19 protein-coding genes are annotated in these 20,777 nt (G+C 52.9%); 10 read left to right on the top strand and 9 right to left on the bottom strand.

Annotation, left to right across the window (positions count from 1 at the left end; all coding sequences use genetic code 11):
* Positions 1-72 precede the first annotated feature (72 nt).
* Complete coding sequence (locus BS640_RS13380; protein ID WP_084912739.1) at positions 73-1,104, top strand: NAD-dependent epimerase/dehydratase family protein; 1,032 nt, start codon at positions 73-75, stop codon at positions 1,102-1,104.
* On the opposite strand, the gene BS640_RS13375 is transcribed toward BS640_RS13380, so the two are convergent.
* Entirely contained in the window at positions 1,101-1,955 is an 855-nt protein-coding gene (locus tag BS640_RS13375; protein WP_017491717.1) for an N-acetylmuramoyl-L-alanine amidase, read from the bottom strand. The genes BS640_RS13380 and BS640_RS13375 overlap by 4 nt on opposite strands.
* Positions 1,956-2,170: 215 nt before the next feature.
* On the opposite strand from BS640_RS13375, the gene artP reads away from it, so the two are divergent.
* From artP to artM, 4 genes are read left to right on the top strand one after another with little or no spacing between them, the layout of a single operon-like run.
* Positions 2,171-2,899: an arginine ABC transporter ATP-binding protein ArtP gene (gene artP, locus BS640_RS13370; RefSeq protein WP_086005814.1), complete on the top strand. Its 729-nt coding sequence runs from the start codon at positions 2,171-2,173 to the stop codon at positions 2,897-2,899.
* A gap of 36 nt (positions 2,900-2,935) precedes the next feature.
* Complete coding sequence (gene artJ / locus BS640_RS13365; RefSeq protein WP_017491715.1) at positions 2,936-3,667, top strand: arginine ABC transporter substrate-binding protein; 732 nt, start codon at positions 2,936-2,938, stop codon at positions 3,665-3,667.
* Positions 3,668-3,678: 11 nt separating this feature from the next.
* A complete protein-coding gene (gene artQ / locus BS640_RS13360) occupies positions 3,679-4,395 on the top strand; it encodes an arginine ABC transporter permease ArtQ (RefSeq protein WP_017491714.1) in 717 nt (238 codons plus the stop codon).
* Positions 4,395-5,063: an arginine ABC transporter permease ArtM gene (artM, locus tag BS640_RS13355; protein WP_017491713.1), complete on the top strand. Its 669-nt coding sequence runs from the start codon at positions 4,395-4,397 to the stop codon at positions 5,061-5,063. The genes artQ and artM overlap by 1 nt, the downstream gene beginning before the upstream one ends.
* A 74-nt stretch (positions 5,064-5,137) precedes the next feature.
* On the opposite strand, the gene BS640_RS13350 is transcribed toward artM, so the two are convergent.
* Complete coding sequence (locus tag BS640_RS13350; protein ID WP_017492407.1) at positions 5,138-5,590, bottom strand: acyltransferase; 453 nt, start codon at positions 5,588-5,590, stop codon at positions 5,138-5,140.
* A 157-nt stretch (positions 5,591-5,747) separates the two neighbouring features.
* Between BS640_RS13350 and cdd the strand changes: the two genes are divergently transcribed.
* The 3 genes from cdd to sanA all read left to right on the top strand — a co-directional run bounded on the left by cdd (position 5,748) and on the right by sanA (position 9,622).
* On the top strand, positions 5,748-6,632 hold the full coding sequence (cdd, locus tag BS640_RS13345; protein ID WP_084912738.1) for a cytidine deaminase: 885 nt from the start codon (positions 5,748-5,750) through the stop codon (positions 6,630-6,632).
* Between the two features lie 237 nt (positions 6,633-6,869).
* Positions 6,870-8,567 carry an NAD-dependent malic enzyme gene (locus BS640_RS13340; protein WP_017492409.1) on the top strand — a complete coding sequence of 566 codons (1,698 nt, stop codon included), beginning with the start codon at positions 6,870-6,872 and terminating at the stop codon, positions 8,565-8,567.
* Positions 8,568-8,830: 263 nt separating this feature from the next.
* Positions 8,831-9,622, top strand: a complete 792-nt coding sequence (gene sanA, locus BS640_RS13335; protein ID WP_017492410.1) for an outer membrane permeability protein SanA — start codon at positions 8,831-8,833, stop codon at positions 9,620-9,622.
* A 95-nt stretch (positions 9,623-9,717) separates the two neighbouring features.
* On the opposite strand, the gene mglC is transcribed toward sanA, so the two are convergent.
* The 7 genes from mglC to BS640_RS13300 all read right to left on the bottom strand — a co-directional run bounded on the left by mglC (position 9,718) and on the right by BS640_RS13300 (position 18,317).
* Positions 9,718-10,728 (bottom strand): galactose/methyl galactoside ABC transporter permease MglC, encoded by a 1,011-nt coding sequence (mglC, locus tag BS640_RS13330; RefSeq protein WP_017492411.1) that lies wholly within the window; start codon positions 10,726-10,728, stop codon positions 9,718-9,720.
* Positions 10,729-10,746: 18 nt separating this feature from the next.
* Positions 10,747-12,267, bottom strand: a complete 1,521-nt coding sequence (gene mglA / locus BS640_RS13325; protein ID WP_084912737.1) for a galactose/methyl galactoside ABC transporter ATP-binding protein MglA — start codon at positions 12,265-12,267, stop codon at positions 10,747-10,749.
* Between the two features lie 270 nt (positions 12,268-12,537).
* Positions 12,538-13,536 (bottom strand): galactose/glucose ABC transporter substrate-binding protein MglB, encoded by a 999-nt coding sequence (gene mglB, locus BS640_RS13320; RefSeq protein WP_017492413.1) that lies wholly within the window; start codon positions 13,534-13,536, stop codon positions 12,538-12,540.
* Positions 13,537-13,853: 317 nt separating this feature from the next.
* Complete coding sequence (gene galS, locus BS640_RS13315) at positions 13,854-14,885, bottom strand: HTH-type transcriptional regulator GalS (RefSeq protein ID WP_017492414.1); 1,032 nt, start codon at positions 14,883-14,885, stop codon at positions 13,854-13,856.
* A gap of 254 nt (positions 14,886-15,139) precedes the next feature.
* Positions 15,140-16,297 carry a DUF418 domain-containing protein YeiB gene (yeiB, locus tag BS640_RS13310; RefSeq protein ID WP_084912736.1) on the bottom strand — a complete coding sequence of 386 codons (1,158 nt, stop codon included), beginning with the start codon at positions 16,295-16,297 and terminating at the stop codon, positions 15,140-15,142.
* 103 nt (positions 16,298-16,400) lie between these two features.
* On the bottom strand, positions 16,401-17,063 hold the full coding sequence (folE, locus tag BS640_RS13305) for a GTP cyclohydrolase I FolE (protein ID WP_017492416.1): 663 nt from the start codon (positions 17,061-17,063) through the stop codon (positions 16,401-16,403).
* Between the two features lie 129 nt (positions 17,064-17,192).
* On the bottom strand, positions 17,193-18,317 hold the full coding sequence (locus tag BS640_RS13300) for a YbfB/YjiJ family MFS transporter (protein ID WP_017492417.1): 1,125 nt from the start codon (positions 18,315-18,317) through the stop codon (positions 17,193-17,195).
* A gap of 142 nt (positions 18,318-18,459) precedes the next feature.
* On the opposite strand from BS640_RS13300, the gene ptrR reads away from it, so the two are divergent.
* Both ptrR and fghA read left to right on the top strand, forming a co-directional pair.
* A complete protein-coding gene (ptrR, locus tag BS640_RS13295; protein ID WP_084912735.1) occupies positions 18,460-19,341 on the top strand; it encodes a putrescine utilization regulator PtrR in 882 nt (293 codons plus the stop codon).
* A 26-nt stretch (positions 19,342-19,367) separates the two neighbouring features.
* Positions 19,368-20,216, top strand: coding sequence for an S-formylglutathione hydrolase (fghA, locus tag BS640_RS13290; RefSeq protein ID WP_084912734.1), 849 nt, complete (start codon positions 19,368-19,370; stop codon positions 20,214-20,216).
* Positions 20,217-20,777: the final 561 nt, after the last annotated feature.

Genomic DNA, 20,777 nt, shown 5'->3' with positions numbered 1-20,777 from the left:
AATGGCCGCCTATTTGCCAGGGGTCTGTTTAGAGACCGACTGCAACGACATTTTCACGGAATTCGGATATTTATGAAGGTATTGGTTACCGGTGCAACCAGTGGTCCAGGCCGCAACGCAGTAGAATATCTGCGGAGAAAAGGCATTAAAGTCAGGGCAACCGGCCGCAATGCGGCAATGGGTCCATTACTGGAAAAACTGGGTGCGGAATTTATTCATGCCGATTTGACCAATCTGGTTTCCTCAGAGGCAAAAGTGCTGCTGGCAGACGTCGATACGCTATGGCACTGCTCGGGGCTGAGCGCGCCGTGGGGGAGCGAGCAGGCTTTCGAACTGGCGAACGTCCGTGCGACGCGTCGCCTCGGCGAATGGGCCGCCGCCTATGGCGTAGAGAATTTTATCCATCTCTCCTCGCCGGCGATTTATTTCGACTTTCACCATCATCGCAATATTAAAGAAGACTTCCGCCCTGCGCGGTTTGCCAATCAGTTTGCCCGCAGCAAGGCGGCTGCCGAACAGGTGATCACCACGCTGGCGCTGTCGAATCCGCAGACGCATTTCACTATCCTGCGCCCGCAGGGGATTTTCGGCCCGCATGACAACGTGCTGCTGCCGCGCCTGCTGCAAATGATTAAATATGGCACCCTGATGCTGCCGCGCGGCGGAGAGGCGCTGGTGGACATGACCTACGTCGAGAATGTGGCGCACGCGATGTGGCTGGCGACCGAGAGTCAGAATCATGAGTCAGGCCGCGCCTACAACATCACCAACATGCAGCCGCGTCCGCTAAAGACGATTATCGAGCAGTTGATGGCCGGGCTAGACGTGAAATATCGCATCCGCACCGTGCCTTATCCGTTGCTGGACATGATGGCGCGCGGGATGGAGAAACTGGGACGCAAGCAGCACCGCGAGCCGATGCTGACCCACTACAGCGTCGCCAAACTCAACTTCGACGTCACTCTGGACACCCAACGTGCCGAGACCGAGTTAGGCTATCACCCGATTGTCTCACTCGACGAAGGCATCCAGCGCACCGCGCTGTGGCTCAGAGACCACGGAAAACTGCAACAGAAGCAGGGTATTATCAGTCACCCGAATTAATTTGCCGCCGACGGATACTGTTGTAACAGGGCGTCCGCTATGGCTTCACTCTCCGCATCCGGATTTCCGCGATAGTCACGCTGCCTGAAGTGCATCTGAAACGCCGCTACCACCCGACGCTGCTGACGCGGCGTCATATCTTGCGTCACTGGATACCCATAGCGCGCCAGTTTATCCAGTAATCCCGCCATCGGCACCGACTGCTGCGGGTCACGTCCGTGCAAAAATGCCTTCACGCGCCACGCCTGCGGCCAGGCACCGACGCCCTTCTCCGCCAGCTGCTGCCACGGGAACAGCGGACCGGGATCTTCTTTGCGCTGTGGCGCAATATCGCTATGAGCAACCACGTCCTGCGGCTGTATCTGATAGCGTCTGACGATGTCCCGGCTCAGCGAGGTGACCAGTGCCACCTGTAACGCAGGGTAAGGATAGAACTGACGCTCGAGCAGGCGCTGGGTAAAGCCTTTATTCTCAAGCTCGATGCCTATCGAGGTATCGTTAATATTGGTTCTGCCGCGCCAGCCGCTCTCGCCCGCGTGCCAGGCACGCATCGACTCAGGCACCAGCTGCCAGGCAACGGGCTGGCCGTTAACGATCGGCGGTTGCGCAGGAATAAGATAGTGGGCGCTCACGTGCTCGTCGGTCAGCGTATTCAACGCGGTATGAAAATCTTCGGCGGTATAATGAATCACCAGAAAACGAATACGCTGGTCCGCGCCCTGCGCTTGACGTGATTTTTCCAGCACATAGTCGCGATGCGGCGTTACGGAAGAGGATGACTGGCATCCCGCCAGCAGCATCAGGCTGCCAAGAATGATGGCCTCACGCCAACGTATTGAAAAACGCCTCATTTCCATCCTTTCCCGGTTTATATTTTGGTTTGCATTTGCAGTGTAATGCGTCTGAGGTGTATACAAAAATAACCAGCTGTAACACCTCGTTAACGATATCTTATGCTAAGTTTATGATTCAGGTTGCACACAAATAAATTTTAACCCTCCTTTGTTGCATAACTATGCTACAGAGGGTACCCTCTGCGGCATTAATGGCTATTCAGTATTTGCGCATGAGTATTCAACTAAACAGTATTAACTGCTTCTACGGAGTCCACCAGGCACTCTTTGACATTACGCTTGACTGTCCTGCGGGCGAAACCTTGGTGCTTCTGGGGCCAAGCGGCGCGGGTAAAAGCTCACTTCTGCGGGTTCTGAACCTGTTGGAAATGCCGCGCTCAGGCAACCTGCAAATTGCGGGCAATCAATTCGACTTCCAAAAGAAGCCGGACGAAAAGGCTATCCGTGAACTGCGTCAGAACGTCGGTATGGTATTCCAGCAATACAATCTGTGGCCACATCGCACAGTGCTGGATAACCTGCTCGAGGCACCGTGTCGCGTACTCGGTTTAAGCAAAGAGGCCGCGATGGCGCGCGCCGAAAAGCTCTTGACCCGCCTGCGCCTGAAAGATTTCGCCCAGCGTTATCCATTACATCTGTCCGGTGGGCAGCAACAGCGTGTGGCGATTGCCCGTGCGCTGATGATGGAACCTCAGGTCCTGCTGTTTGATGAACCGACGGCCGCGCTTGACCCTGAAATTACCGCACAAATCGTCAGCATTATTCGTGAGCTGGCCGATACCGGCATTACGCAGGTTATTGTGACCCACGAAGTAGAGGTCGCCCGTAAAACGGCAACACGCGTGGTGTATATGGAAAATGGCCGCATCATCGAACAGGGTGATGGCAACTGCTTCGCGCAGCCGCAGACCCGCGAGTTTGCCAGCTATTTATCACACTGATTTGCCCCTTTTAGATTACATATGGAGTAGTTTGCAATGAAAAAGCTCATTATTGCGGCTGTTTTAGCCGGTGTCAGCCTGTCTGCTAGCGCGGCAGAGACCATTAATTTCGGCACCGAAGCGGGTTATGCTCCGTTTGAATTCGTTGATTCAAACAACAAGATCCAAGGCTTCGATATCGATCTGGCCAACGCCATGTGTAAACAAATGCAGGCGACCTGTACCTTTACTAATCAGTCGTTCGACAGCCTGATCCCTAGCCTGAAATTCCGCCGTATCGACGCGGTTATCTCGGGTATGGACATCACCGCCGAGCGTCAGAAACAGGTTTCCTTCACCAACGCCTACTATGACAACACCGCGACCTTCTTCGCACAGAAAGGCAAATTTGCCGACCTGGCTGCGCTGAAAGGCAAGCGTGTAGGTATTCAAAACGGCACCACGCACCAGCGTTTCCTTCAGGACAAACATCCTGAGATCACCGCGGTGCCTTACGACAGCTATCAGAATGCCGTGCTCGACCTGAAAAATGGCCGTATCGATGCCGTATTCGGGGACACTGCCGTAGTGCATGAATTCATCACCAAGAACCCAACGCTCAGCACCTTGGGCGAGCCTGTTACCGACAAGACCTACTTCGGCAACGGTGTGGGTATCGCGGTACGTAAGAACAACACCGAGCTGCTGGGTAAAATGAACGACGCACTTGCGAAAGTCAGACAAGACGGGACTTACAAAGCGTTGTACACCAAATGGTTCACGCAATAATCTCACTATCGATGATTGAACTCCAACCTCTGCTAAGCGCCGCCGGGATGACCGTCGGCCTTGCCATTTGTGCACTGATCCTGGGCCTGTTCCTGGCGATGCTGTTTGCCGTCTGGGAGTCTTCTCCCTGGAAACCGCTGAGCTGGCTGGGCACCGCCTGGGTGACGATTTTGCGCGGCCTGCCGGAAATTCTGGTGGTACTTTTTATTTATTTCGGCTCTTCGCAGCTGCTGCTGACGCTGTCCGACGGTTTTGACCTCAATCTTTATCTGTTCCAGATCCCGGTTAAACTGCCACTCGATAATTTCGAGGTCAGCCCCTTTGTCTGCGGTGTGATTGCACTGTCGTTGCTGTATTCCGCCTATGCGTCACAGACGCTACGCGGCGCGCTGAAAGCGGTTCCTCAGGGACAATGGGAGTCGGGTCAGGCGCTCGGCATGCGTAAGACGGCTATCTTCTTCCGGCTGATTATGCCGCAGATGTGGCGCCACGCCCTGCCCGGCCTCGGCAACCAATGGCTGGTCTTGCTCAAGGATACCGCGCTGGTGTCGCTCATCAGCGTCAACGATCTGATGCTGCAAACTAAGAGCATCGCGACGCGCACCCAGCAGCCCTTCACCTGGTATGTGACGGCGGCGGCTATCTATCTGGTCGTTACCCTGTTCAGTCAGTTCGTCATTAAACGCATCGAACTCCGTACCACCCGCTTTGAACGGAGTGCTTCCTGATGTGGGACTATTTGCCTGAAGTATTGAAAGGCCTGCATACCAGCCTGACGCTGACCGTGGCGGCATTGATTGTCGCGCTGCTGCTGTCGTTGCTGTTTACGGTTATCTTGACGCTTAAGGTACCGGTACTGAATCCTCTGGTACGCGGCTATATCACGCTGTTCACCGGTACGCCGTTGCTGGTGCAGATCTTCCTGATTTACTACGGTCCGGGGCAGTTTCCGTCTATTCGCAACATTCCGTGGTTGTGGGAAATGCTCTCCCAGCCATGGCTTTGCGCGATGTTTGCCCTGGCGCTGAACAGCGCGGCCTACACCACCCAGCTTTTTGCCGGTGCGGTCAGGGCAATTCCGGGCGGTCAATGGGAATCTTGCCAGGCGCTGGGCATGTCAAAGGCGCAGTCGCTGCGTATTCTGCTGCCGTTTGCGTTCAAACGAGCACTGTCGTCTTACTCGAACGAAGTGGTGCTGGTGTTCAAAAGTACCTCACTCGCCTACACCATCACTCTGATGGACGTCATGGGACACAGCCAGCAGATGTATGGTCGTACCTATGACGTGATGGTGTTTGGCGCGGCGGGCGTGGTTTACCTCTGCGTAAACGGTCTGCTGACGCTGATGATGCGCCTGATAGAACGCCGCGCGCTGGCTTTCGAAAGAAGAAACTGAGTCAAGCTTCCAGAATGAATTTCCTGGCATCATAAAAAACCCGAAGATATTTTTATCTTCGGGTTTTTTATCTCTTATAGTGCCCTTATTAATCGCGCAGGATTTCCTGCATAGGTGCCTTTCACGGTTATAGGTTTCACTACCACACTGCCTGCGCCAATCACTGCGCCCGCGCAAATGGACGGTGTGAGGATCGTCGCCCCACTGCCAATAGTGACGTTATTTCCAATGAGGATGCTAATCCAATTCCCGGCATCGGGATCGGGTGCACCGCCTTTAAACAAATCATTGGCAAAGCTCACGTTGTGGCCAATAAAGCAGTACTCGCCGAGGATGACATTTTCACAGATAAACGTATGCGACTGCACACGGCTTCCTTTACCGATGACGCATCCTTTCTGAATTTCGACAAACGGGCCGACGAAGACATCATCCTCCAGGGTGCATCCATAAATATTGGATGGCATAACAATCGTGACATTTTTTCCCGTCGCCACGTCGCGAACACCGCTCTCGATGATTTTCATTAGACACTCGCCCTCCATTTGATGACCAAAACCTGCGAGACATCTCGCAATTTGCCAAGTTATTGCATCAATTTCATAAATATAGTGATACTTGTCACACAAGAAACACTAAAAGCGTCTTAGAATAGCCTGCCAAAATGCTACCAAGGATGTCTCCATGCACACACGTTTCATCGATGCTTATGCTGGCCTGCCCGCTCCACTGCAATCTGCCCTTGAGCCGATACTCCGCCATGACGACTTCCCCGCGATGTTTACCGCCGCACAGGTCAACCAACTTAAATCACAAACTGGACTGGACGACGCCGCGCTGGCCTTTGCCCTGCTTCCTCTGGCCGCAGCCTGCTCGATTGCCCCTATCTCAAACTTCTACGTCGGCGCAGTCGCACGTGGCGTGAGCGGCAATCTGTACTTTGGTGCCAACATGGAGTTTCGTGGCGCATCAATGCAGCAAACGGTGCACGCAGAGCAGTCTGCCGTTACCCACGCCTGGATGCGTGGTGAAGCCCAGCTGGCCTCGATTACGGTCAACTACACCCCCTGCGGGCACTGCCGTCAGTTTATGAATGAACTCAACAGCGGTACCGAACTGGCCATCCATCTGCCAGACCGCGCCGTGGCTACGCTGGGTGACTATCTTCCCTACTCATTCGGCCCGCGCGACCTTGAGATTGCCACCCTGCTCATGGACAGCGTCGACCACGGTTATCACGATGCCGAAGGCGATGCACTGGTAGAACAGGCGTTGTCGGCCTGCAACCAGAGCCACGCCCCTTACAGCCAGTCGCACAGCGGCGTGGCATTAGAGAGTGCCAGCGGAAAAATTTATACCGGCCGCTACGCCGAGAACGCCGCATTCAACCCGAGCCTGCCACCGCTACAGGCGGCACTGGTGGTACTGAATTTGTCGGGCGAGAGCTGCCTGACGATTCGCCGCGCTGCGCTGGTGGAGAAGAAAGATCCGCTCGTTAGCCAGTTTGACGCAACCCGCGCAACGCTTAAGGCGCTGGGCTGCGATCAACTGCAGCACGTCCAGCTCTGATTTACTTTATAAATCAACACGCCCCATAATGCAGGGCCATTGTCAGATGGCCCTGTCGATTCAACTATTCATTAACGAATTTTCAACATTTCCCCCCATTCCGGGCTAAATAATTGAGTTGGCCCTTTCACCTCTGCTAAAGTCCTTGAGTCACACAACGCTGTTAAAAATCGATGTGACCATCGCGCTTTATTAACTTTGCCTTTCCCGCCTTTCCGAGACCTGAAGAGTAAATCAATGGAACTTGAATACGAAAGTAAACGCCCACTCTATATCCCTCATGCCGGCCCAATCCTGCTTGAGTTTCCGTTATTAAACAAAGGTAGCGCCTTTAGCCAGGAAGAGCGCGCCAGCTTCAACCTTCACGGCCTGCTGCCGGAAACGGTTGAAAGTATCGAAGAACAGGCCGCTCGCGCCTATCGCCAGTTTCAGGACTTCAAAACCGATATCGATAAGCATATCTACCTGCGCAACATTCAGGACACCAACGAAACCCTGTTCTACCGTTTGATCGACGAGCATCTGAGCGAGATGATGCCGGTGATTTATACTCCGACCGTGGGCGCTGCCTGTGAGCACTTCTCCGAGATTTATCGTCGCGCGCGCGGCCTGTTCATCTCTTATCCGAACCGTGAACACATCGACGACATGCTGCAAAACGCCACCAAGCAACACGTCAAGGTGATCGTGGTTACCGACGGTGAGCGTATTCTCGGACTGGGTGACCAGGGCATCGGTGGGATGGGGATCCCTATCGGGAAACTGTCACTGTATACCGCCTGTGGCGGCATTAGCCCGGCGTACACGCTGCCCGTGGTGCTTGACGCAGGCACCAACAATCAGCAGCTGTTGAATGACCCGCTGTACATGGGATGGCGTCATCCTCGCATCACCGGTGACGAATACTATGCGTTCGTCGATCAGTTCATTGAGGCGGTGAAAGTTCGCTTCCCGAACGTACTGTTGCAGTTTGAAGACTTCGCGCAGAAGAACGCCATGCCGCTGCTCAACCGTTATCGCGAAGAGCTGTGCTGTTTTAATGACGACATCCAGGGGACCGCTGCGGTCACCGTCGGCAGCCTGTTGGCCGCCAGTCGCGCGGCGGGCAGTCGTCTACGTGACCAGACCGTGACCTTCCTCGGCGCAGGTTCTGCGGGCTGCGGCATCGCCGAACAGATAGTGGCGCAGATGAAATCTGAAGGCCTGAGCGAAGCAGAAGCCCGCGCCCGCATCTTTATGGTTGACCGCTTTGGCCTGCTGACCGACAAACTGACCAACCTGCTCGACTTCCAGAGCCAGCTGGTGCAGAACAGCGAGAATCTTAAGGACTGGGACGTCGACAGCGACAATATCTCCCTGCTTGAGGTGGTACGCCACGCGAAACCGACGGTGCTCATCGGCGTCTCCGGCCAGCCAGGCCTGTTCACTGAAGAAATTATTCGCGAGATGCACGCCCACTGTGACCGTCCTATCGTGATGCCGCTGACCAATCCAACGTCACGCGTTGAGGCCCATCCGGCCGATATCATCAACTGGACCGACGGGGCCGCGCTGGTCGCTACCGGCAGTCCGTTCGCGCCTGTCAGCTATAAGGACAAGGTCTACCCTATTGCCCAGTGCAACAACTCCTATATCTTCCCGGGTATTGGGCTTGCGGTCATCGCCTCTGGGGCCAAACAGGTAACAGACGGCATGCTGATGGCAGCCAGCCGCGCACTGGCAGACTGCTCACCGCTGGCGACCGATGGCGTAGGCTCACTGTTGCCAGACGTGAACGACATTCAGGGCGTATCAAAATGTATCGCAATGGAAGTCGGCAAAGCGGCGCAGGTAGAAGGCGTGGCGCAGGTCACCACTGAAGACGCGCTGTCCAAAGCCATTGAGCACAACTTCTGGATACCGCAGTACCGTACCTATAAGCGCACGTCGTTCTAAGCCGCAGATTACCTCGTTGCCGCATTAACGGCTGAGTCGTAGGTGCGGTAGCAAGGCGGTAAATTTAAAAAACCCGATGAGCTTACTCAGGTCAGTGATTCGGGTGATTAACTGAAGCCAAGGCGGCTACCGCGCCAAATACCCAGCATCCCGTTTAAAAAAGGAGCATGTGACATGTTCTAAGCCTTCGCTTATTGCGTCGGCCGGGCAGGTAAAGTAGCCTTAAACCCTTCGCCTCCCTTCACAGACTTAAAGGCAATTCCATGATTAAGCGGCTAATAGTAGGCTTTATCAGCATCGTAGTATTCATGCTGGTTGTCGCTATTGGGCTGGACCGATGGATTAGCTGGAAGACCAAAGACTATATCTACGATGAAGTGCAGGCACTGCCGCATCGCCAGGTCGGCGTCGTATTGGGCACCGCCAAATATTACCGCACCGGCGTTATCAATCAGTATTATCTCTACCGCATCCAAGGGGCGATTAACGCTTACAACAGCGGCAAGGTAAAATATCTGCTGCTCAGCGGCGATAACGCACTGCAGAGCTATAACGAACCGATGACCATGCGTCGCGACCTGATGGCCGCGGGGATCCCTTCGAGCGACATCGTGCTCGACTACGCAGGATTCCGCACGCTGGATTCGATTGTGCGCACCCGCAAAGTCTTCGACACCAACGACTTTCTGATTATTACCCAGCGTTTCCACTGCGAGCGGGCGCTGTTTATCGCCCTGCACATGGGAATTCAGGCGCAATGTTTTGCCGTGCCTTCACCTAAAGATATTCTGACAGTGCGCGTACGTGAAATCTTTGCCCGTCTGGGCGCGCTGAATGATCTGTATATTTTGCATCGCCAGCCTCGCTTCCTCGGCCCGCTTATTCCTATCCCAGCCGTGCATCATATTCCTGACGATGCGCAGGGCTATCCTGCCGTCACCCCAGAACAGGTTGTCGCATTGCAACATCAGTTAGCCGCCGAGAAAAAGGCCGAGAAGAAAGCAGCAGAAAAAACGCCCCCCGCCGTCGCGCCTCCAGCCGCAGCCGGTAAATAGCAGGCAAAAAAAAGCAGAACACAAATCCTGTGTTCTGCCGTTAAAGGGCTTCTGTAACGTACCCGTTTCGGGTGCGTAAAACTGTAAGCTAAAGCTTACTTCTTCTTGGCATACTTCAATGAGTCGAGCGCAACGGCGAAGATGATGATGCCGCCTTTGATAATGTACTGCCAGTAAGGGTTCACGCCGATATAGGTCAGGCCATAGTTGATGACGGTAAAGATAAGCACACCGGTCACCACGCCAGCCACAGAACCGACCCCGCCCGCAAACGACACGCCGCCGACCACGCAGGCCGCGATGGCGTCCAGCTCATACATAAAGCCGAGGTTATTGGTTGCACTGCCGATACGCCCCGCCTCGAGCATACCGCCGAAGGCATAGAACACACCGGACAGCGCATAGATCATGATCAGGTTAAGCGGTACGTTAACACCCGAAACCTTCGCCGCTTCAGGGTTACCGCCAATGGCAAAAATGTTTTTGCCAAAGCGCGTTTTATTCCACAAGACCCAAACGAAGGCGATAGCAATAATCGCGTAGAAGGTGATGTAGGACAGCTTCAAGCCGCCGAGGCTAATAAAGCCTTGTGCGAAATGCGAGAAGTGTGAGTCAAAACCCGCAATCGGCGAAGCGCCCACGTAGTCGTAATACAGCGAGTTAATGCCGTAAACAATAATCATGGTACCCAAAGTGGTTATAAACGGCGTCACGTTGAGGTAGGCGATAATAATGCCGTTGACCAGACCAATCACCGCGCCAATCAGGCAGACGGCAAGAATAACCAGCGGAATCGGCACCACGTCAAGATGCGGGAACACCTTGTTGACGTTGTCCATACCCTGCAGCATAGTTGCCGCTACCACAGCGGCCAGACCCACCTGACGGCCGGCTGAAAGGTCGGTACCCTGGGTCACAATCAGCCCCGCCACGCCCAGTGCGATAATGACGCGCACGGAAGACTGGGTCAAAATGTTGCTCAGGTTAATCAGGCTCAGGAAAGTAGGATCCTGAAAAATAATAATGGCCAATAATACAAACAGTACAACGTAAATCCCGCCCTCTTTAAGATAAGTGAGCATGCTTTTCTTATTTAACGCATTCATAATAAGAACCCTTAGAAATTAGAGGTGCAAGGATGCAAGGCGTAATATTTCATTCTGCGAAGTACTTTTTGTTTCAACAATACCCGCGACCTGTCCATTGCTCATAACCAGTATTCTGTCAGTAATACCCAACAATTCTGGCATTTCGGAAGAGATAATAATAATGCCTTTCTCTTTCTTTGCCAGCTCTGTTATTAACTGATAGATTTCAAATTTTGCACCCACGTCGATACCGCGCGTTGGTTCATCCAACATCAGTATTTCTGGCTGGGTCAATAACCACCTACCAATAATAACCTTCTGCTGATTACCGCCTGAAAGCGAACCAATATTGGTTCTATGCCCAGGTGTTTTAACACGCATGGAGTCAATAACCCATTGGGTATCGCTTTTCATACGGTTATTATCCAGCAGACCGATTTTATTCTTATAGTTACGAATATTCGAAATCAGCGAGTTAAAACCAATATCCAGATAAGCATAAATACCGGTTGAACGACGCTCTTCCGTCACCAGAGCAAAGCCATGATTAATGGCTTCATTCGCACTATTATTGTTAATTTTTTTACCGTGAAGCTTAATGGTTCCCTCTAGCTTTTCACGAATACCAAATAATGTTTCCACAATATCGGTGCGCTTGGCGCCTACGAGCCCGGCGATACCGAGAATTTCACCCTTATGCAAATCAAAAGAAATGTCACGAATTGAAGGCTGACGCAAAGAGGTCAGATTCCGTACCTCGAGAATAACCTCACCCGGTTTGTTAAGGCGGTCGGGGAAGCGTTGGCTTAGAGAGCGGCCAACCATCATCGAGATTATCTTGTCCATGTCCAGCCCTTCGAGCGGCTGAGTAATAATCCATTGTCCATCGCGCAGGATGGTAATTTCATCACACAGCTGGAAGATCTCTTCCATCTTGTGAGAAATATAAACAATGCCGCAGCCTCTATCTTTCAGCTTACGAATAATCGTGAACAGATGATTAACTTCTTTTTCGGTTAAAGAAGACGTTGGCTCATCCATGATGACTATTTTTGCATCGTAGGAAAATGCTTTCGCTATTTCAATCATCTGCATTTGAGAAACAGATAACTTACCGACTTTCTCGCGTGGATCGATATCAATATCCAGCTCATCAAAGATGGCCTTGGTGTCATGATACATTTTGTTCTGATCGACGAAAATGCCTTTCGTTGGATAACGACCCAGCCACATGTTATCCATAACGGTGCGCTGCAATACCAGGTTTAATTCCTGATGCACCATCGAAACGCCCTGCTCTAATGCTTCTTTCGAGCTTTTAAAATTAACTTCCTTGCCCTGAAAAAGAATGGTCCCTGAGTCCTTACTGTAAATACCAAACAGGCATTTTAATAATGTAGATTTACCCGCGCCGTTCTCACCCATCAATGCATGAATGGAGTGTGGACGAACTTTTAAATTCACATTGTCTAACGCCTTTACGCCCGGAAATGACTTATTAATTCCGCTCATTTCCAGCAGCCACTCGCGGGGCTGTTCCGTATTAAGACTGGCCATAGCGCTACCTAAGTAAATGAAATCTGGCTAAAGGATAAAATTGCCGGTCAGAAATAACCTGACCGGCTGACCTAAGCGACATAACGCAAAGTAGGTTTACTCAAACTGCTTTGTAAAACTTGCTTAAAACATGCCACTGCTTTTAGCTTATTAGCCGTTTGACTTATTTTTGTTTCTTCAGGTCAAAAGTGTTGGCTGCAATATCTAAACAAAAAGAATTCTGGACTATTGCCGCCTTAGCAAAGGCGCTAGAGCGGCAAGAAGAACGAATTACTTCACAAACTGAGAGAGATTGTCTTTATCAACCGGTACATAGGCGACACGCACAACTTTATCAACAATTTTCCACTTTGTGCCGTCTGCCGCAGGTTTGCCTTCGGCCAGATTTTTAGCCAGATCAAAGGTCGCTTTTGCCTGGTTTTCCGCATCGTTCAATACGGTACCGGCCATCGCACCCGATTTAACCAGAGCCAACGCTTCCGGTAAGGCGTCAACGCCGAATACTGGAATATTGGTTTTGTTGTGGGCTTTCAAGGCTTCAACCGCACCCATCGCCATCGCATCGTTGTTGGCGATCACCACTTCAATCTTGTTGGCGTTAGGACCAGAGAACCAGGCGTCGGTCTTGTCTTTCGCCTGTGCGGTGTCCCACATGGCGGTATCAAGCTGAAGCTGCTGGGTCTTGATGCCCTCTTTCTCGTTCAGCGTTTTGATAACGTAGGTGGTGCGCGCTTCGGCATCCGGGTGGCCCGGTTCGCCTTTTAACAACACATACTGAATGACGCCGTCTTTATTCAGGTCCCATGACGGGTTGGCTTTCCAGTGTTTGGCAATCAGCTCACCCTGGATAACGCCAGATTCTTTGGAGTCGGTGCCGACATAATAGACCTTGTCATAGCTGTCCAGCGCCTTACGAGAAGGTTCTTTGTTGAAGAACACCACAGGAATACCGGCAGCACGGGCTTTTTCGATAACAACCGGAGCAGCAGCGGGGTCAACCAGGTTGATAGCCAGCGCTTTTACGCCTTTGGCAATCAGTACGTCAACCTGATCGTTTTGCTTGGACTGGTCGTTCTGTGAGTCATTCATCAACAGTTGAACGTCCGGAGCCGCTTTTGCATCTTTCTCGAGATCTTTGCGCAGGCCAGACATAAAGTTGTCATCGTATTTATAAATAGTGACGCCGATACGGGTGTCTGCGGCATGGGCAACAGAGCCAAACATCATGCAGGCAGCCAGTGTAGCCAGGGTGAAAACCTTCTTATTCATTGGTATCTCCGGTTTTTATGTAGGGGGTACAGAATTTGGCGTCCACCGCTCTCTTATGAGAAGTCGATTCTCTGGATGCCTGTCTTCCTTGACGAAGATCTTCCGGAATTGCTTATCATCACTGTTTTAGTTTTTTGCTACTGCATTGCCTGTCGCCTGATTGCCATAATCGACAGGCAGAATATTCATTGCTACCGTCATTCATTCAAAATGATACAGACGGAATCATCTTGAAAACGAATGAATCATAATAGGTGCGATGTTAATAAACTGTGAAAGTTCTCACATATTGAAAACGGTTACATCCTAATAAATTCTCAGGGAGTGACCGGTGCCACACTTTGCCACGGCGCCACAGAATGCCGCCTCACTAGCGTCGGCATAAAGCAGTGTGAGACCCCCGCAGTGAGCTGATTTGCCGCCCCCTGAAGCGCCAATTCGGTCGCCAGCGTCGCCATCGAAATAATGGGATAACGCACGGTGGTGAGTTTTGGGCTGGTATATCGCGCAATCGGAATATCATCGAAACCGATCAACGAAAAGTCATGAGGAACGCGAATTCCGTTCTCTTTCAATACGGCAAGCGCTCCGGCGGCCATCGAATCGTTGTAGGCAAACACGGCGCTGAGGTGCAGATTGCGCCCAAGCAGTTCAACCATCGCCGCCTCGCCGCCCTGTAAATCGGGTGAACCCGACGCACGCCAGGTTTCAAACGGGGCCTTTTCGCCATGACGTACCTGCTGCATTGCGGCGACGTATCCCTGAAAGCGCTCTTCTTCATCGGCAATGCCGTGGCTTGAGCCGATATAGCCGATTCGCTGATGCCCTTGAGAGATCAACAACTTGGTCGCCATCTCTGCGCCAACCACATTATTGAGCGAGACGCAGCGATGTTCGTAACCGCTTACTACCCGGTTAACCAGCACCATACCTGGAACCTGCTCCATGAACTGAGCCAACTCAGCGTCACCTAACGCTTTTGCATGGACAATCAGTGCGTTACAACGCTGGCGGATCAGCACTTCAATGGCATGACGTTCTTTCTCCGCCTGATGATAACTGTTGCCGATCAGAACGTATTTGTTGTGCTGCTGGGCGACGGTATCGACGGCCTTAACCAGCGCGCCGAAGAAGGGATCGGAGACGTCCATGACCACTACGCCGATGGTATCGCTGCTTTGGGTTGCCAACGCCTGCGCGTTCGCATTCGGTCGATAGCCCAACGTCTTGACCGCTTTGAGCACCTGCTCGCGCGCCTCTTTGCTGGCAATTGCTGGATTATTCAATACCCTGGAGACGGTGGCGACAGAAACGCCGGCCAATTTGGCCACATCACGAATGGTAACCATAGGTCGCTCCGCTGGTCGTTAACAGAGGCCGACGGAAGCAAAAAAGAGATGAACCCCGGGCAGAAGATAAGAAGTCTGGCAAAAGAGAAAGTACAGTGATCATACGGTTTTCCTGTTTTAGTGTAGCGATCGGCTTGCTCTGCACGACCGCTATCCTAAACGCTTTGACGACAAACCAGCGTGAATTACGTCACAGCTCAGAAAACGTTTACATACAATTTTGCAACTTTTATCGCAGCATCACATTCAGTCTATCAATGTGTTCCATGATGTGACTCGCCCGCCGCCTGAGCGGTCAGTTTGCGCCATAGCCACTCCATCGGCCCCTGACGGAAATAACGCAGCCACACCCGCGTCACGGCCAGGTTGATAGCCCATACCGCAGGCACTAACGCTACCAGCTGTAAGCGGTTGAAATGCTCATAAAAACCGAGAGTATTGAAGAAAAAGGTGCAAATCAACGTTTGCAGCAGATAGTGAGTCAGTGCCATGCGCCCGACCTGAGAAATCCGGTAGACCCAACGCTGTTTGACCAGCTGCGGCCAGAAACCGTAGCAGAGCGCCAGATAGCCCACTGCCTGCATCAATGCGCCGATTTCACGCGGTGCCTGTAGATAAAAACCGCTCCAGCGGTATGACCAGCCGGTATGCCAGGCAAAAACTACGGCAGGAATTTGGATGGCCAATGAAAACGGTAACAGTATCGCCGCGAGCTGCAAATAGTGAGCGGGGCTAAATTGCCCCTTCAGCCAACCGCTGCGCATCAGGCTTGCGCCCATTAGCATTGCCCCGCCCAGCTCCCAGCCGTACTGCACGGCCACCGAAATCAGGCTGGAAGAGAGGAGATCAAGGCGATTATTGATTGCCTCAATGCCCCCTTTGAGCCGCCAGAACTGTTCATACTGTAGCTCCGCGTAGCCCGGCAGCCAGTATCCGCCGGGATCGGGTGAAGAAATCAGCCCAAGCAGCACGAGTATGCCGACGCCCGCCAGATACAACACGACGCCGGTGCGAAAAAGTGACGCATTGCTTTTTGCGTCACGAATCAGTCGCCAGAACACCAGGCCGATCAGCCCATAAGACAGCAGGATATCGCCATCCCAGAAAAATATCGCATGTATCAGCCCGCAGAGCAGCAGTAGCGACAGCCTAGACTGGATCCACGCCTTACCGCGCGGCAACAGCAGGTAAAGGCCGCCACCAAACAGCATGGCAAACATCATCAGGAATTTTCCCTGCGCGACCACGTCGAGTATCGCCCAGGTCCAGGCGTTGCTCGCTGAAGGTTCTCCCGCATAGGCTGGATTCAGATAAGCGGCTTTTGGCAGGCCGAAGGAGCTAATGTTGAGCAGAAGAATGCCTAAGATGGCAATACCACGGGCAAAATCCAGCGTGGCAATACGTGGGCGCATTGATGACGTCCTGTTGCGGGAAAGATCCATAGACTAACGGCACCCATAGGGTGCCGCAAGTGCTGACGCTAAATAACTATTTATCAATCAATTACAGAAGTAATTAGTTGTGACGAATAGTCCGCAGGAATTCCTGACGTGTATTTTGGCTGGTTTTAAACAGGCCGCCCAGCGAGGTGGTGGTCGTCGCACTGGTCGCGTCACGAATGCCGCGCGCTTTCACACAGTAGTGAACCGCGTCAATCGATACCGCGACGTTGTTGGTACCCAGCAGCGTCTGCAACGCGACCAGAATTTGCTGAGTCAAGCGTTCCTGCACCTGAGGGCGCTGGGAGAAGAACTGTACGATACGGTTGATTTTGGACAGACCAATCACCGAATCCTTAGGGATATAGGCCACCGTCGCTTTACCGTCGATAGTCACAAAGTGATGCTCGCAGGTACTGGTCAGGGTGATATCACGTACTGAAATCATCTCGTCAACCTTCATCTTGTTGGTAATGACGGTGATTTTCGGGAAGTTTGCGTAGTCCAGACCGGAGAAGATCTCATCGACGTACATTTTAGCAATACGCTTCGGCGTCTCGGCTAGGCTGTCATCGTTCAGGTCAAGATTAAGCAGTTGCATGATACCGGTCATGTGCTCCTCGATCCGCGCTTTGCGTGTCTCGGCGTCTAACGACGGCTCTTCACGCAGGGGGGTTTCAAGACCGCGGGCAATCAATGCCTCATGAACCAATACAGCTTCTTTACTCAATGTCGCCATTCTCTTTTTCTCCAGCAGTTATTATCACCATGACGTGGATCACATCAAAGTGAGGTGGCCTACTTTAGTTGACTCCGTCCACAGAATCCAGTGATTGTCCTTCATGATGGCTGAAATAGCCGCAAGTTATCAAACTCGCTTAATAACCAACGCGCCAGCGAGCAGGAATCCGGCAATGGCCACATAAAGCGCGGGGTCAAGATGGTGCGTTAACGAGGTCGAAACCGCCGACAGCAGCGGTCCCATCAATTGTCCGATGGCATAACCGGTCGTCAGCAGACCCGCCAGATAACGGCTGTGCGTCGGGGCCAGTTCGCGGCTATATTGCAGCGCCAGCTGCACCACGCAGAGGAAGCCACCGCCGGTCAGCACCGCGCCAATAATCAGCCCGTTCACGCCTGGAACAATCTCGGCGCACAGCACGCCTATTCCCTGCAACCACAGTACGACGGCCAACCGCTGGTGGGTTTTGAGCCAGTGACGCGTCAAGATACCGAGGGCAATGCCTACCATCGCGGCACCGCCAAACACCGGCCAGACAAACTGGGCGAACAGACTGTCGGGGAAACGCGCATTCGCCATCTGCGAGAAAAAGGTCGCCGGAAGAATGTAGCCAAAGCCCGCGAGGCTGTAGCTCACGACCAGACGTTTGAGGACTGGCGTCAGCGTCAAAGGCGCAAGCGTGCTATTGGGACGGTGCAGCTCCCCAGCTCGCGGAAAATTACGGGTCACTAACAGCGTCAGAATCAGCGCCAACGCGCCATAAACCGCCCAGGCTTCGGCCGCACTCAGCGCCATGCTGTGAATGCCGACGGCCAGAATCCCGCTCAGGAAGATACCCGCGCCCGGCCCCGCAAAAACGGCGGCGCTCATCGCCGGGCGGCCCAGCTGCGCAAGACGTTCATTACACCAGGCGGCAACCAGAACCATCGCCCAACCGCTGGTCCAGCCTATCGCGAAACGCACGACCGAGTGCCATACTTCGCCGGTAATCGTTGCCGAAACTAGCGTCAGGACGACCGCCCCCCAGACGCCAATCCACAAGCGGCGCTCCACGTGACGCGTCGATTTCATCGCGTCATAGGCACCAAACAGGTAACCGAGATAGTTGAATGCCGCCACCAGCCCGGCGCCGGTCAGAGTAAACTGATGTTCGGCAATCATCAGGGGAACCTGTGGCGTAAAGGCAAAACGCCCTATTCCCAACGCCACGACAAAGGCCAGAAAACCCGTTAACGCAACACGAAATGCCATACCTACCTCATGCGATTTTTTTATAGACAGGTGAACCCTGATTCAATGCTTCTAATAAAAGCTTTTAATCATAATGGCGCAAAGATAGAATCACGAATAGTGAATAATACAAACAAACTTCGTGACGATAAGTGAACAACCTATGGATCTTACCCAGCTACGAATGTTTTGCTGCGTGGCAGAAACCGGCTCGGTGGCGCGTGCGGCAGAACAGCTGCACCGCGTTCCCTCGAACCTGACCACCCGCCTGCGCCAGCTTGAACAAGAGCTTGGCACAGATTTATTTATCCGCGAGAAACAGCGTCTGCGGTTGTCGGCTCTCGGTCACAATTTTTTAAGCTATGCGCAGCGCATTCTGGCATTGAGCGACGAGGCGCTGGCACTGACTCATACCGGCGAACCGGCAGGGCAATTTGCGCTTGGCGGGATGGAGAGTTCGGCGGCAACGCGCCTGCCGGGGCTGCTCGCGGCCTATCACCAGCGTTATCCGCAGGTTGCTCTCTCTTTGACCACTGCCACCTCGGGCGAAACCATTGAAGGTGTACGTTCGGGGAGACTGGCGGCGGGGCTGGCCGACGGTCCGATAAGCGACGATGACCTGCACGGCTGCGTCGCCTTCCATGAGCGCATGGTGATTATTTCCCCTCTGGGTGAAGCGCCGATGGTCGACCTGCCCGGCCGGCCGGGACATACGGTATTTGCGTTTCGCCCCAGCTGCTCTTATCGTCAAAGGCTGGAGAACTGGTTAAAGCACTCGGGGCTACAGGCGAACACTACGATGGAGATCCAGTCATATCACTCAATGATGGCCTGTGTCGCCAGCGGTGCCGGCATTGCTATGCTGCCGCAAAGTCTGCTGGCGCAGTTGCCTGGCGCAGAGCGCGTGCAGGTTAATGAGATAGAGGATGAGTTTGCTGAGACGGCCACCTGGCTTTTCTGGCGTCGAGATGCTTTCGGCCCGAACGTAAGGGCCTTGAAAGAACTGATTTTGGGGCAGCAGAGTCCCCCCGTTTCCACGCATTGATTTCAAAAATACTAAAGGAGTAACAGATGAGCATTTCGATAGAACTTCTGGAAGAACACCGGATGTTCGACGGTTGGCAACAGCGTTACCGTCATTTCTCCAGCAGTTTGCAATGCAGCATGACCTTCAGCATATACCTGCCACCGCCGCGTGATGACAGTCCGCCGCCGGTTGTTTACTGGCTGTCGGGTCTGACCTGCAACGACGAAAACTTCACCACCAAGGCAGGCGCACAGCGGATTGCGGCCGAACTGGGTATCGTACTGGTGATGCCCGACACTAGCCCGCGCGGCGATGACGTGGCCAACGACGAAGGCTACGACCTGGGACAGGGTGCCGGTTTTTATCTGAACGCGACTCAGTCACCGTGGGCGGCGCACTTCCGTATGTACGATTACCTGATAGACGAGCTGCCGTTGCTGGTGCAGGAGCACTTTAACATCAGCGATCGTCAGTCAATTATGGGCCATTCGATGGGCGGCCACGGCGCACTGATGCTGGCGCTGAGGAATCCGCAGCGCTTCCGTTCTGCCTCAGCCTTCGCACCGATTGTGAACCCTTGCCAGGTCCCCTGGGGACGTAAAGCCTTTACCGCCTATCTCGGCGCAGATGAAAGCCAGTGGCTACAGTACGACAGCTGTCATCTGCTGAGCAGTTTACCGTCAGAGCAAGAGACCTTCCCGATCCTGGTCGATCAGGGTGATAGCGATCAGTTTCTTGCCGATCAACTCCAGCCTGCCAAACTTGCCGAGCTTGCCCGCCAGCGCGGCTGGCCACTACAGCTGCGCGTTCAGCCCGGCTATGACCACAGCTATTATACGATTGCGAGTTTTGTGGAAGATCATTTGCGTTTCCATGCAGCGCGGCTTTTTTAATTCTTTAATTTCTGGATCAAGGGCATGCGCCTTGCGCGCTGGGCAATGACTCTGACCCGCCAAGGAGGGCTTGAGGCAAGCCCTCCTCAAAGTCTGTATTTTAATTTTTTGTGGACCCACATCAGCAGTACAGAAGCGATACTCGACAGCACGAGCACAAAGGTATTTTCGTCTACACGTGGAGTATGTTGTTCGTAAATTGCCATGAAGAATGGGTGAATAACAAACAGAGCCGTTTAATAATTGGCAAGTCGCTAACCGTTGCCATTAATGACTTTATAATAAAATAAAGAACAATCCCCACCCGTCCCAAGCAGTTTAGATACCATAACGTTCCATATCCACCAGCAACGTAATGATAATCCATTTTAAATTGGCACCTGCAAACTACCCTTAACCAATGCAAAGCCGATTGTGGGATCTAGGGCGGCTAATATATCAAGATGAATTAAAACGTTGCTATAAGCCAAGACTGCTTATAAGTAGTCCAGCGATAAATTTCTCACTGAGTATCCTCTAAACCCTACGACACTGTAGCTAAATTTTTAAATTAATAAACAA

This window comes from Rouxiella badensis (assembly GCF_002093665.1).
In the GTDB taxonomy this organism is placed as follows: Bacteria; Pseudomonadota; Gammaproteobacteria; order Enterobacterales; family Enterobacteriaceae; genus Rouxiella; species Rouxiella badensis.
The sequence above is the reverse complement of the archived record's forward strand: the minus strand, read 5'-3'. Positions and strand labels throughout refer to the sequence as shown.